Origin of the sequence: Streptomyces anulatus (assembly GCF_000721175.1) — a bacterium.
In the GTDB taxonomy this organism is placed as follows: Bacteria; Actinomycetota; Actinomycetes; order Streptomycetales; family Streptomycetaceae; genus Streptomyces; species Streptomyces anulatus_C.
In genome coordinates, this window is record NZ_JOEZ01000016.1 from 641,150 (window position 1) to 653,876 (window position 12,727).

Annotated in this window: 12 protein-coding genes; all 12 read left to right on the top strand. The window is 70.0% G+C overall.

Annotated features, from left to right (window positions below; all coding sequences use genetic code 11):
* Nucleotide 1 precedes the first annotated feature (1 nt).
* Complete coding sequence (locus IG90_RS0121075) at nucleotides 2–1,423, top strand: UDP-N-acetylmuramoyl-tripeptide--D-alanyl-D-alanine ligase (protein WP_030586527.1); 1,422 nt, start codon at nucleotides 2–4, stop codon at nucleotides 1,421–1,423.
* A complete protein-coding gene (gene mraY, locus IG90_RS0121080; protein ID WP_030586530.1) occupies nucleotides 1,420–2,490 on the top strand; it encodes a phospho-N-acetylmuramoyl-pentapeptide-transferase in 1,071 nt (356 codons plus the stop codon). The genes IG90_RS0121075 and mraY overlap by 4 nt, the downstream gene beginning before the upstream one ends.
* The gene (gene murD, locus IG90_RS0121085; RefSeq protein ID WP_206433991.1) at nucleotides 2,472–3,914 is read left to right on the top strand and encodes a UDP-N-acetylmuramoyl-L-alanine--D-glutamate ligase; all 1,443 of its coding nucleotides are present in this window, start codon (nucleotides 2,472–2,474) and stop codon (nucleotides 3,912–3,914) included. Before mraY ends, murD begins: the two co-directional genes overlap by 19 nt.
* Before the next feature lie 66 nt (nucleotides 3,915–3,980).
* Nucleotides 3,981–5,429, top strand: coding sequence for a putative lipid II flippase FtsW (gene ftsW / locus IG90_RS0121090; protein WP_206433990.1), 1,449 nt, complete (start codon nucleotides 3,981–3,983; stop codon nucleotides 5,427–5,429).
* Nucleotides 5,430–5,435: 6 nt separating this feature from the next.
* Nucleotides 5,436–6,524 (top strand): undecaprenyldiphospho-muramoylpentapeptide beta-N-acetylglucosaminyltransferase, encoded by a 1,089-nt coding sequence (gene murG / locus IG90_RS0121095; protein WP_007451369.1) that lies wholly within the window; start codon nucleotides 5,436–5,438, stop codon nucleotides 6,522–6,524.
* A 62-nt stretch (nucleotides 6,525–6,586) separates the two neighbouring features.
* Complete coding sequence (locus IG90_RS0121100; RefSeq protein WP_030586538.1) at nucleotides 6,587–7,381, top strand: cell division protein FtsQ/DivIB; 795 nt, start codon at nucleotides 6,587–6,589, stop codon at nucleotides 7,379–7,381.
* Nucleotides 7,382–7,657: 276 nt separating this feature from the next.
* The gene (ftsZ, locus tag IG90_RS0121105) at nucleotides 7,658–8,881 is read left to right on the top strand and encodes a cell division protein FtsZ (RefSeq protein WP_030586541.1); all 1,224 of its coding nucleotides are present in this window, start codon (nucleotides 7,658–7,660) and stop codon (nucleotides 8,879–8,881) included.
* Nucleotides 8,878–9,621, top strand: coding sequence for a peptidoglycan editing factor PgeF (gene pgeF / locus IG90_RS0121110; protein ID WP_030586544.1), 744 nt, complete (start codon nucleotides 8,878–8,880; stop codon nucleotides 9,619–9,621). The genes ftsZ and pgeF overlap by 4 nt, the downstream gene beginning before the upstream one ends.
* Nucleotides 9,622–9,624: 3 nt before the next feature.
* On the top strand, nucleotides 9,625–10,344 hold the full coding sequence (locus tag IG90_RS0121115; RefSeq protein ID WP_030586547.1) for a YggS family pyridoxal phosphate-dependent enzyme: 720 nt from the start codon (nucleotides 9,625–9,627) through the stop codon (nucleotides 10,342–10,344).
* Nucleotides 10,345–10,469: 125 nt separating this feature from the next.
* On the top strand, nucleotides 10,470–11,111 hold the full coding sequence (locus tag IG90_RS0121120) for a cell division protein SepF (RefSeq protein ID WP_030586550.1): 642 nt from the start codon (nucleotides 10,470–10,472) through the stop codon (nucleotides 11,109–11,111).
* 90 nt (nucleotides 11,112–11,201) lie between these two features.
* Nucleotides 11,202–11,486, top strand: a complete 285-nt coding sequence (locus IG90_RS0121125) for a YggT family protein (RefSeq protein ID WP_006123846.1) — start codon at nucleotides 11,202–11,204, stop codon at nucleotides 11,484–11,486.
* Between the two features lie 49 nt (nucleotides 11,487–11,535).
* Complete coding sequence (locus IG90_RS0121130; RefSeq protein ID WP_030586553.1) at nucleotides 11,536–12,696, top strand: DivIVA domain-containing protein; 1,161 nt, start codon at nucleotides 11,536–11,538, stop codon at nucleotides 12,694–12,696.
* Nucleotides 12,697–12,727 lie beyond the last annotated feature (31 nt).

Consider the following 12,727-nt stretch of genomic DNA (forward strand, 5'->3'; position numbering starts at 1 on the left):
AGTGATCACCCTTTCCCTCGCCGAGATCGCCGAAATCGTCGGCGGGCAGTCGTACGACATACCGGATCCGGCAGTCACCGTGACCGGACCCGTCGTCATCGACTCCCGCGAGGTCGCGCCCGGCAGCCTGTTCGCCGCGTTCGCCGGCGAACGGGCCGACGGCCACGACTACGCCCAGCGCGCCGTCGAGGCGGGCGCGGTGGCCGTACTGGCGGCCCGTCCCGTCGGCGCTCCGGCGATCGTCGTGGACGACGTCGTCGGCGCGCTCGGAGCCCTCGCCCGTGCCGTCGTCGAACGCCTCGGCACCACCGTCGTCGGCCTCACCGGATCCGCCGGCAAGACGTCCACCAAGGACCTGATCGCGCAGCTCCTCCAGCGCAAGGGCCCGACCGTCTGGACGCCCGGCTCCCTCAACAACGAGATCGGCCTGCCGGTCACCGCCCTCACGGCCACCGCCGAGACCGAGCACCTGGTCCTGGAGATGGGCGCCCGCGGCGTCGGCCACATCCACTACCTGGCCAACCTCACCCCGCCCCGGATCGGCCTCGTCCTCAACGTCGGCTCCGCCCACCTCGGCGAGTTCGGCAGCCGGGAGGCCATCGCCCAGGCCAAGGGCGAGCTGGTCGAGGTCCTGCCCGAGGACGGCTGCGCCGTGCTCAACGCGGACGACCCGCTCGTCCGCGCCATGGCCTCGCGCACCAAGGCCCGCGTCCTGCTCTTCGGAGAAGCCCCGGAAGCGGACGTACGGGGCGAGAAGGTCAGGATGACCGCCGACGGGCGGCCCGCCTTCGAGCTCCACACACCCACCGGGTGCAGCGACGTGACCATGCGCCTGTACGGTGAGCACCACGTGTCGAACGCGCTCGCCGCGGCCGCCGTCGCCCATGAGTTGGGCATGTCCGTGACCGAGATCGCCGAGGCGCTCTCGGAGGCGGGCACCCTCTCCCGCTGGCGCATGGAGGTCACCGAGCGTCCGGACGGTGTGACGGTCGTCAACGACGCCTACAACGCGAACCCCGAATCCATGAGAGCCGCACTGCGTGCGCTGGCCGCCATGGGCCAGGCCCGAGGGGCCGACGGGGGGCGCACCTGGGCGGTGCTCGGTCAGATGGCCGAGCTCGGTGACGCGTCGCTCGCCGAGCACGACGCGGTCGGACGGCTCGCCGTCCGGCTCAACGTCAGCAAGCTCGTCGCTGTCGGGGGGAGAGAAGCCTCCTGGCTGCAACTGGGCGCATATAACGAGGGTTCGTGGGGTGAGGAGTCGGTGCACGTGTCCGACGCACAGGCGGCCGTCGACCTGTTGCGCAGTGAACTGCGCCCGGGAGACGTCGTGCTGGTGAAGGCGTCCCGGTCGGTCGGCCTGGAGAGGGTCGCCCTGGCACTGCTGGAGAACTCGACCGAGGGCGAGGTCGCCGGCCGATGAGGCAGATCCTCTTCGCGGGGGCCATCGGGCTCTTTCTGACCCTGGTCGGTACTCCGCTGCTGATCAAGCTGCTGGCCCGCAAGGGATACGGGCAGTTCATCCGGGACGACGGCCCGCGCACGCACGGCAGCAAGAAGGGCACGCCCACGATGGGCGGCATCGCCTTCATCCTGGCGACGATCATCGCGTACCTCCTCGCGAAGGTCATCACGGGTGAGGACATCCGCTACTCCGGCGTCCTCGTGCTGTTCCTCATGACCGGGATGGGACTCGTCGGGTTCCTCGACGACTACATCAAGATCGTCAAGCAGCGTTCGCTCGGTCTGCGGGCCAAGGCGAAGATGGCCGGGCAGCTGATCGTCGGCATCGCCTTCGCGGTGCTCTCGCTCCAGTTCCCCAACTCCATGAACTACACACCGGCCTCCACCCGGCTCTCGTTCGTCGAGGACTTCGGCTGGTCGATCGGCCCGGTGCTGTTCTGCGTCTGGGCGCTGTTCATGATCCTCGCCATGTCCAACGGCGTGAACCTCACGGACGGCCTCGACGGGCTGGCCACCGGCGCCTCGGTGATGGTCTTCGGCGCCTACACCTTCATCGGTCTCTGGCAGTTCCAGGAGTCCTGCGCCAACGCGGACAACCTGACCAACCCGAGCGCCTGCTTCGAGGTGCGCGACCCGCTCGACCTCGCCGTCGTCGCCGCCGCGCTGATGGGCGCGTGCTTCGGCTTCCTGTGGTGGAACACCTCGCCCGCCAAGATCTTCATGGGCGACACCGGCTCGCTCGCCCTCGGCGGCGCGCTCGCGGGCCTCGCGATCCTGTCCCGCACAGAGTTCCTGATGGCCATCCTCGGCGGCCTCTTCGTGATGATCACCATGTCCGTGGTCATCCAGGTCGGTTCGTTCAAGATGACCGGCAAGCGGGTCTTCCGGATGGCGCCGCTCCAGCACCACTTCGAACTCAAGGGGTGGTCCGAAGTCCTGGTCGTGGTCCGCTTCTGGATCATCCAGGGCATGTGCGTGATCGTCGGCCTCGGCCTCTTCTACGCGGGATGGGCAGCCAAGAAGTGAGCACCGTGGACTGGCAGGGCAAGCACGTCACCGTCGCCGGGCTCGGCGTCAGCGGCATCCCCGCGGCCCGCGCCCTGCACGAGCGCGGCGCGCTCGTCACCGTCGTCAACGACGGCGACGACGAGCGCGCCCGCGCGCAGGCGGCCGAACTGGAGGCGCACGGCATCACGGTGCGCCTCGGCGACGGCGCCACCCTGCCGCCGTCCACGGAACTCGTCGTCACCGCCCCCGGCTGGCAGCCGGACAAGCCGCTCTTCCTGGCTGCCGCCGAGGCGGGCGTCCCGGTCTGGGGCGACGTCGAACTGGCCTGGCGACTGCGCGGCACGGGCGGCCGCGAGCCCGCGCCCTGGCTCGCGGTCACCGGCACCAACGGCAAGACCACCACCGTACGGATGCTGGCCTCGATCCTCGAAGCCGCGGGCCTGCGCACCGCGGCCGTCGGCAACATCGGCGTATCGCTGCTGGACGCGGTGCTCGGCGAGACGGAGTACGACGTCCTCGCCGTCGAGCTCTCCAGCTACCAGCTGCACTGGGCGCCCTCCCTGCGCGCCCACTCCGCCGCCGTCCTCAACCTGGCGCCGGACCACCTCGACTGGCACGGCTCGATGGAGGCGTACGCTGCCGACAAGGGCCGCGTCTACGAGGGCAACACGGTGGCCTGCGTCTACAACGTGGCCGACCCGGCCACCGAGGACCTGGTCCGCGAGGCCGACGTCGAGGAGGGCTGCCGGGCCATCGGCTTCACCCTCGGCGCCCCTGGCCCCTCGCAGCTCGGTGTGGTCGACGGCATCCTCGTCGACCGGGCGTTCGTCGCCAACCGCCAGAAGCAGGCCCAGGAACTGGCCGAGGTCTCCGACGTCAACCCGCCGGCCCCGCACAACATCGCCAACGCCCTCGCGGCCGCCGCCCTGGCCCGCGCCTTCGGAGTCGAGGCGGCCGCCGTACGCGACGGACTGCGCGCCTTCCGGCCGGACGCCCACCGCATCGAACACGTCGCGGACATCGGCGAAGTCGCCTACGTCGACGACTCCAAGGCCACCAACACCCACGCCACCGAGGCCTCCCTCGCCGCCTACGACTCCATCGTCTGGATCGCGGGCGGACTGGCCAAGGGCGCCACCTTCGACGAGCTGGTGACCGGTGCGGCGACGCGGCTGCGGGGGGTCGTGCTCATCGGCGCCGACCGGGCGCTGATCCACGAAGCCCTGACGCGACACGCCCCCGAAGTCCCGGTGGTCGACCTCGACCGGACCGACACTGGGGCGATGTCCGAAGCGGTCGCGCAGGCCGCAGCGCTCGCCCGGCCGGGCGATACGGTACTGCTGGCCCCGGCCTGTGCCTCGATGGACATGTTCACCAACTACAACAAGCGGGGCGAGGCGTTCGCGGACGCGGTCCGCGCACGCGCCGACCAGAGCGCCTGACCGACCGGGGCCTCCGCGCCCGGGGTCCACGGGCCCCGGTCACGAGCAGTGGAGGGGACATCGACAATGCCGGCCGACGAGAGATCCGCCGTACGGCGGGGCCGCCCACGGGCCTCGGTTCCCCGCCCCCTCGCCGCGGCGCCCGCACCCTCCGGAGTACCGCTGCCCCCCGGACTCGCCCTGCGCGGACGCCTCGCCACCGGCGCCCGGCGCCCCGAGACACCGCGCGGCTCCGGACGCGGCCGTTCCGGCCCCCGCACCCCGCGTTCCGGGCGCGGCGGCGGACCGCGGCGGACCTACGAGCGGGCACGGCGGGCCTGGGACCGGCCCCTGACCGCCTACTACGTGATCCTCGGCTCCAGCCTCCTGATCACCGTGCTGGGCCTGGTGATGGTCTACTCCGCCTCGATGATCAAGGCGCTGGACATCAGCAAGCCCTCGACGTACTTCTTCGGCAAGCAGTTCCTCGCCGCCGTCATCGGTGGCGGGCTGATGCTGATCGCCGCCCGGATGCCCGTGAAGCTCCACCGGGCGCTGGCCTACCCGATACTGATGGTCACCGTCTTCCTGATGGTCCTGGTCCAGGTGCCGGGGATCGGGCTCTCCCGCGGCGGCAACCAGAACTGGATCTACATCGCCGGGCCGTTCCAGCTCCAGCCCAGCGAGTTCGGCAAGCTCGCACTCATCCTGTGGGGCGCCGACCTGCTCGCCCGCAAGCAGGGCAAGCGGTTGCTGGTGCAGTGGAAGCACATGCTCGTGCCGCTCGTCCCGGTCGCCTTCATGCTGCTCGGGCTGATCATGCTCGGCGGCGACATGGGAACCGCGATCATTCTCACGGCGATCCTCTTCGGCCTGCTCTGGATGGCCGGCGCCCCCACCCGGCTCTTCGCCGGAGTGCTCGGCTTCGCCGCCGCCATCGCCTTCGTCCTGATCTGGACCAGCCCCAACCGGATGTCCCGGCTCTCCTGCATGGGCATCATCGGCGAACCCGATCCGGAGGCCGGCTGCTGGCAGGCCGCGCACGGAATCTACGCTCTGGCGTCCGGCGGATGGTTCGGTTCCGGGCTGGGTGCGAGTGTGGAAAAATGGGGTCAACTCCCAGAACCCCACACCGACTTCATCTTCGCGATCACCGGTGAGGAACTGGGTCTGGCGGGGACGCTGTCCGTGCTCGCCCTCTTCGCGGCTCTAGGCTATGCGGGTATCCGCGTGGCCGGACGCACGGAGGACCCCTTCGTGAGGTATGCCGCGGGAGGCGTGACCACGTGGATCACGGCCCAGGCCGTGATCAACATCGGTGCGGTGCTCGGCCTGTTGCCGATCGCCGGGGTTCCGCTCCCGCTGTTCTCCTACGGGGGATCGGCCCTGCTGCCGACGATGTTCGCGGTCGGGCTGATGATCACCTTCGCACGGGAGGACCCCGCCGCGAAGGCGGCCCTGGCCATGCGGAAGCCCGGGGTGAGATGGAAGACGATGAGACGGCGCGTCAAGAAGCGTCCGTCCGGAGAGCGGTGAATTTCGGTGCATGTCGTACTCGCCGGCGGGGGGACCGCCGGACACATCGAGCCCGCGCTTGCCCTCGCAGACGCCCTGCGCAGGCAGGACCCGACCGTGGGCATCACTGCCCTCGGCACGGAACGCGGACTGGAGACCAGGCTCGTGCCCGAGCGGGGGTACGAGCTGGCGCTCATCCCTGCCGTGCCACTGCCCCGTAAGCCCACGCCCGAACTGATCACCGTCCCGGGCCGGCTGCGCGGCACCATCAAGGCCGCCGAGCAGATCCTGGAGCGCACCAAGGCGGACTGCGTGGTCGGCTTCGGCGGCTACGTCGCGCTGCCCGGCTACCTGGCCGCCAAGCGGGCCGGTGTGCCGATCGTGGTTCACGAGGCCAATGCCCGCCCGGGCCTGGCCAACAAGATCGGCTCGCGGTACGCCCACGGGGTCGCCGTCTCCACCCCGGACAGCAAGCTGCGCGGCGCCCGCTACATCGGCATCCCGCTGCGCCGCACCATCGCCACCCTGGACCGCGCCCGGGTCCGCCCGGAGGCCCGCGCCTCCTTCGGCCTCGACCCCAACCTGCCCACGCTGCTGGTCTCCGGCGGCTCGCAGGGCGCGCGCCATCTCAACGAGGTGGTCCAGCGGGTCGCGCCGCTGCTCCAGCGCTCCGGGATCCAGATCCTCCATGTGGTCGGTCCGAAGAACGAACTGCCGCGGATCGACAACATGCCCGGGATGCCGCCCTACATCCCGGTACCGTACGTGGACCGGATGGACCTCGCGTACGCTGCGGCCGACATGATGCTCTGCCGCGCGGGCGCGATGACCGTCGCCGAGCTCTCCGCCGTCGGGCTCCCCGCCGCCTATGTCCCGCTGCCCATCGGCAACGGCGAACAGCGACTCAACGCCCAACCGGTGGTCAACGCCGGCGGCGGTCTGCTGGTGGACGACGCGGCGCTCACCCCGGAGTGGGTGCAGGGCAATGTCCTGCCGGTACTGTCGGACCCCCACAGGCTGTACGAAATGTCCCGCGCCGCGGCCGAGTTCGGCCGCCGCGACGCCGACGATCTGCTCGTCGGCATGGTGTACGAAGCGATCGCCGCGCGCCGCTAGGCGCCCGGCGCGATGCGGTGCGGACCCGGGGCGGGTGCCCCGGGTCCGGTGAAGGAGCGAGCGTGGCCGGACCGACGACCGCCCAGCGCGGCGCACCCGGGCGGGCGGACACCTCCGCCCGCCCGCCGGACCTCGACCCCGAGGGGCCCCGGATCAGCCGACGTACGCTGCTGATCCTGATCGCGGTGGTGGTGGCCCTCCTCGCCGCCTTCGTGATCTGGGTGCTCTACGGCTCCTCCTGGCTCCGCGTCGAGAAGGTCAGTACGAGCGGCGTCGAGGTCCTGACCCGGGAGGAAGTGGAAGTGGTTGCCGCCACTCCGATCGGCGCCCCGCTGGTCTCCGTGGACACCGACGCCATGGAGCGCCGGTTGCGCCAGAAGTTGCCTCGTATCGACACAGTTGATGTCGTTCGGTCCTGGCCGGACGGCATCGGCCTTAAGGTGACCGAACGGAAGCCTGTCCTGCTCGTCGAGAAGGACGGGAAGTTCGTGGAGATGGATGCCGAGGGCGTGCGCTTCGCCACCGTGGACGAGGCGCCGAAGGGCGTGCCCCTGCTGGAGCTGACTCCCGAACCGTCCGCGAGCCTTCGCCGCTTCGGCGGTGACCGTCTGTTGCGGGAAGCGGTCCGGGTCGCCGGCGACCTTCCGGCGGGCGTCGCCAAGGACACCGAGTCCGTACGGGTCACCTCGTACGACGCGATCTCCTTGCGGCTCACCCGGGATCGTGTGGTGACCTGGGGAAGTGGTGAGGGCGGCCCGGTGAAGGCGCGCGTGCTCATCGCACTCATGAAAGCCGCCCCCAAAGCGGGACAGTTCGACGTAAGCGCTCCCACCGCCCCGGCGGTATCGGCGAGTTGACGGGCATTTGTGCTGGCCAGCACCCTGGTTGGTCAGCGCTACGGGTGATCACATAGGGTGAAAAGAAAAACGGGAGGTTCGGCGTGTTCGTTGAACGTGCGCCGCTTGTCGACTTAGTGTCCTGTTCGGAAGAGTCCAGGAAGCAGACACACTGGTAACCCTGAACTTCAACGTTAGGGTTTGGGTCGGCGTTCGGACCGTCCCCATCGACATCAGTCGTCGCCGCGGGGCCACCGCAGAGCGACGACACGTAACTCGAGGCGAGAGGCCTTCGACGTGGCAGCACCGCAGAACTACCTCGCAGTCATCAAGGTCATCGGTGTCGGCGGCGGTGGTGTCAATGCCATCAACCGAATGATCGAGGTCGGTCTCAAGGGCGTCGAGTTCATCGCGATCAACACGGACGCACAAGCCCTGTTGATGAGCGACGCCGACGTCAAGCTCGACGTCGGCCGCGAACTCACCCGGGGCCTCGGCGCCGGGGCGAACCCGGCCGTCGGTCGCAAGGCGGCAGAGGACCACCGTGAGGAGATCGAGGAGGTCCTCAAGGGGGCCGACATGGTCTTCGTCACCGCCGGAGAGGGTGGCGGCACCGGCACCGGCGGCGCACCCGTCGTCGCCAACATCGCGCGCTCGCTCGGCGCCCTGACGATCGGCGTGGTCACCCGCCCGTTCACCTTCGAGGGCCGGCGACGCGCGAACCAGGCGGAGGACGGCATCGCCGAACTCCGCGAAGAGGTCGACACCCTCATCGTCATTCCCAACGACCGCCTGCTGTCCATCTCGGACCGCCAGGTCAGCGTGCTCGACGCGTTCAAGTCGGCCGACCAGGTGCTGCTCTCGGGTGTCCAGGGCATCACCGACCTCATCACCACCCCGGGTCTGATCAACCTCGACTTCGCCGACGTCAAGTCGGTCATGTCCGAGGCCGGATCGGCGCTCATGGGCATCGGCTCGGCGCGCGGCGACGACCGTGCGGTGGCGGCCGCGGAGATGGCGATCTCCTCGCCCCTCCTGGAAGCCTCCATCGACGGCGCCCGCGGTGTCCTGCTCTCCATCTCCGGCGGCAGCGACCTCGGTCTCTTCGAGATCAACGAGGCCGCCCAGCTGGTGAGTGAGGCGGCACACCCCGAGGCCAACATCATCTTCGGCGCCGTCATCGACGACGCCCTGGGCGACGAGGTGCGGGTCACCGTGATCGCCGCGGGCTTCGACGGCGGACAGCCGCCGGCCCGCCGGGAGAACGTCCTCGGCGCGAACAGCAACAAGCGCGAGGAGCCGGCCGCCCCGGCCAGGCCCTCCGCCGAGTCCACCCGCCCGACGGGCGGACTCGGGTCCGTACCTCCGCGCGAGGAGAGCCCGGCCCCGGCCGAGCCCGCCCCCGCGTCGGCCTCGAGCGAGAGCGCGCTGCCGCCGGTCTCTCCGCCGCACGTCCCGCCGGCCCGTCCCTACCAGGACACCCAGGCCGAAGAGCTGGACGTTCCGGACTTCTTGAAGTGATAGGTCAGCATCGGGCGGCACCCGTCACGGGCAGCGCTCATTTCGCCTTCACCGACCGGTGGGGCGGGGTGAGCGCCGCTCCGTACGGTGAACTCAACCTCGGCGGCGCGGTCGGTGACGACCCCGCCGCCGTCGGCGCGAATCGCGAGCGTGCGGCGCGCGACCTGGGCATCGATCCGGCGCGGGTCGTCTGGATGAACCAGGTGCACGGCCGGGACGTCGCGGTGGTGGACGGACCCTGGGGTGCGAAGGCGGAGATTCCCGCCGTGGACGCGGTGGTGACCGCCCGGCGCGGACTGCCGCTCGCGGTCCTCACCGCCGACTGCACCCCCGTACTCCTCGCCGACCCGGTCGCCGGAGTCGTCGGGGCAGCGCACGCCGGGCGGCCGGGGCTGGTCGCCGGAGTCGTTCCGGCGGCGGTCGAGGCCATGATCGCGCTCGGCGCACACCCCTCCCGGATCACCGCGCACACCGGACCGGCCGTCTGCGGTCGGTGCTACGAAGTACCGGAGGCGATGCGGGCCGAGGTCGCCGAGGCCGTCCCCGGCACCTGGTCCGAGACCAGCTGGGGAACCCCGGCGGTCGACGTCACCGGCGGAGTCCACGCCCAGCTCGCCGCCCTCGGTGTGACGGACCGGCACTCCTCGCCGTACTGCACCCTGGAATCGGGCGACCACTTCTCGTACCGCCGCGACCGCACCACCGGGCGGCTCGCCGGATATGTCTGGCTGGACGGATAGGGCATGACGGACCGTAAGGCTCAACTCGCCGCGAATCTGGCGCAGGTGGAGGAAAGGATCGCCTCCTCCTGTACCGCGGCCGGTCGCAAGCGCGAGGAAGTGACCCTGATCGTGGTCACCAAGACCTACCCCGCGAGCGATGTGCGGATCCTGCATGAACTCGGTGTGCGCCATGTCGCGGAGAATCGTGACCAGGACGCGGCCCCCAAAGCCACTGCTTGTGCGGATCTTTCTCTGACGTGGCACTTTGTCGGACAATTGCAGACGAACAAGGTTCGTTCTGTGACCAGTTATGCCGATGTCGTGCAGTCGGTGGACCGCGTCAAGCTGGTCACCGCTCTCTCCGCCGCCGCGGTCCGCGGGGAGCGCGAACTCGGCTGCCTCGTCCAGGTCGCCCTGGACGCGGAGAGCGGTGCGCGCGGTGAGCGCGGCGGTGTCGCTCCGGACGGGGTCGAGGAGTTGGCGGCCGCGATCGGCGCTGCTCCCGGACTCCGGCTCGACGGTCTGATGACCGTGGCGCCGCTGGCCGGGGAGTACGCCGGCCGGCAACGGGCCGCTTTCGACCGGCTGATGGAAATCTCATCCCGCCTGCGCGCCGGTCATCCGGCTGCGAACATGGTCTCCGCAGGTATGAGCGGGGACCTGGAGGACGCGGTGGCGGCCGGAGCGACACATGTACGCGTCGGTACGGCGGTACTCGGAGTCCGACCCCGGCTCGGGTAACGTCGCGAAGCAAGTCGGACCACAGCAGAAAATATGGTCATTACCGCTCATGGCGGGCAGACCACAGTGGATCGCGGGCACTTGGTGACGAATGCCGATCCACCACAGAGCGGAGGACTCGGAGCATGGCCGGCGCGATGCGCAAGATGGCGGTCTACCTCGGCCTCGTGGAGGACGATGGGTACGACGGTCCGGGGTTCGACCCCGATGACGAATTCGAACCTGAGCCGGAGCCCGAGCGCGACCGGCGGCGGCATCAGCCCCCGCACCAGGTGGAGCGGGAACGCGAGCGGGATCGTGAGCGTGAGCGCGAAAGGGACGAACCGGTACGAGTGGTGCAACCGCCCGCGCAGCGCGAGCCGGTTCAGCTCCCCGTGGAAAGCGGGCGACCCGCCCGAATCGCCCCCGTGGCATCCATCACACCTGAACGCCCGAACATGGAGAAGAACGCACCGGTGATCATGCCCAAGGTCGTGTCCGAGCGGGAGCCGTACCGCATCACCACGCTGCACCCCAGGACCTACAACGAGGCCCGTACCATCGGGGAACACTTCCGTGAGGGCACTCCGGTGATCATGAATCTCACGGAGATGGACGATACGGACGCGAAGCGACTTGTCGACTTTGCCGCAGGACTCGTCTTCGGTCTCCATGGCAGCATTGAACGCGTGACGCAGAAGGTGTTCCTGTTGTCGCCTGCTAACGTCGATGTCACGGCGGAGGACAAGGCCCGCATCGCAGAGGGCGGATTCTTCAACCAGAGCTGAGAACACGACACCGGGAACAACCCGGCCGAGAGGCCGGTGCCGGCCACGAGGCCGGAGCTACGAGAGCCAGGGGAGAGGGAAGCGCGAGACATGGGCGTCGCACTGGATGTGGTCTATATCGCGCTGATGTGTTTCCTCATCGTGCTGATCTTCCGGCTGGTCATGGACTATGTCTTCCAGTTCGCACGTTCATGGCAACCCGGCAAGGCGATGGTGGTCGTACTTGAGGCCACCTACACTGTCACCGATCCACCGCTCAAGCTTCTGCGGCGATTCATCCCGCCGCTGCGTCTCGGGGGCGTGGCACTCGACCTGTCCTTCTTCGTTCTGATGATCATCGTCTACATCCTGATCAGCGTTGTGGTCAGGTTGTGAGCGATACGGTCTTGCCGACTGCCGACGACTACGTAGAGGTGAAGAAGAGATGCCGTTGACCCCCGAGGACGTGCGGAACAAGCAGTTCACGACCGTCCGCCTCCGAGAAGGCTATGACGAGGACGAGGTCGATGCCTTTCTGGACGAGGTCGAATCGGAGCTGACCCGTCTGCTCCGCGAGAACGAGGACCTGCGCGCCAAGCTGGCCGCCGCGACGCGTGCCGCCGCGCAGAACCAGCAGCAGCAACAGCAGCAGGGCATGCGCAAGCCTCCGGAGCAGCAGGACCGCCCGGGTGCACCCGTTCCCGCCGCCATATCCGGACCGCCGCAGCAGCAGCAGCCCCCGCAGATGGGTCCGCCCCAGCTGCCCGGTGGCGCGCCGCAGCTGCCCGCAGGTCCCAGTGGCCACGGCCCCCAGGGCGGCCACGGCCCCGGTCCGCAGGGCCCGCACGGCCCCGGCCCGATGCAGGGCGGTCCCATGGGTGGCCCGATGGGTGGCCCCATGGGTCAGCACCCCCAGCAGCAGCAGATGCAGCAGATGCAGCAGATGCAGCCGCCGCAGATGCAGCAGCAGGGGCAGGGCCCCGGTGGCGACAGCGCCGCCCGTGTCCTCTCGCTCGCACAGCAGACCGCCGACCAGGCGATCGCGGAGGCCCGTTCCGAGGCCAACAAGATCGTCGGCGAGGCGCGCAGCCGTGCCGAGGGCCTGGAGCGCGACGCGCGCGCCAAGGCCGACGCCCTGGAGCGGGACGCGCAGGAGAAGCACCGCGTGGCGATGGGCTCGCTGGAGTCGGCCCGCGCGACGCTGGAGCGCAAGGTCGAGGACCTGCGTGGCTTCGAGCGCGAGTACCGCACGCGGCTGAAGTCCTACCTGGAGAGCCAGCTGCGTCAGCTGGAGACCCAGGCGGACGACTCGCTCGCCCCGCCGCGGACTCCGGCGACGGCTTCGCTGCCGCCGTCCCCCTCGCTGGCCCCGGCCGGTGCGGGTGCGATGGGTCACTCCATGGGCGGCTCCAACCACGGTGGCCACGGCGGCCAGCAGATGGGTGGCGGCCAGTCCATGGGCGGCGCGCCGTCCTACGGCGGCCAGCAGCAGATGTCGCCCGCGATGACGCAGCCGATGGCGCCGGTGCGGCCGCAGGCGCCGCAGCCGATGCAGCAGGCGCCCTCGCCGATGCGTGGGTTCCTGATCGACGAGGACGACAACTGAGCGGTTCGCGCTCGCTGAGCGCGTAGCCGTC

Bases quoted from the DNA above. Each gene is read 5' to 3' on its own strand.
- mraY (WP_030586530.1), top strand. From the start codon at position 1,420: ATGAGGCAGATCCTCTTCGCGGGGGCCATCGGGCTCTTTCTGACCCTG.
- murD (WP_206433991.1), top strand. From the start codon at position 2,472: ATGGGCAGCCAAGAAGTGAGCACCGTGGACTGGCAGGGCAAGCACGTC.
- ftsW (WP_206433990.1), top strand. From the start codon at position 3,981: ATGCCGGCCGACGAGAGATCCGCCGTACGGCGGGGCCGCCCACGGGCC.
- IG90_RS0121115 (WP_030586547.1), top strand. From the start codon at position 9,625: ATGACGGACCGTAAGGCTCAACTCGCCGCGAATCTGGCGCAGGTGGAG.
- IG90_RS0121120 (WP_030586550.1), top strand. From the start codon at position 10,470: ATGGCCGGCGCGATGCGCAAGATGGCGGTCTACCTCGGCCTCGTGGAG.
- IG90_RS0121125 (WP_006123846.1), top strand. From the start codon at position 11,202: ATGGGCGTCGCACTGGATGTGGTCTATATCGCGCTGATGTGTTTCCTC.
- IG90_RS0121130 (WP_030586553.1), top strand. From the start codon at position 11,536: ATGCCGTTGACCCCCGAGGACGTGCGGAACAAGCAGTTCACGACCGTC.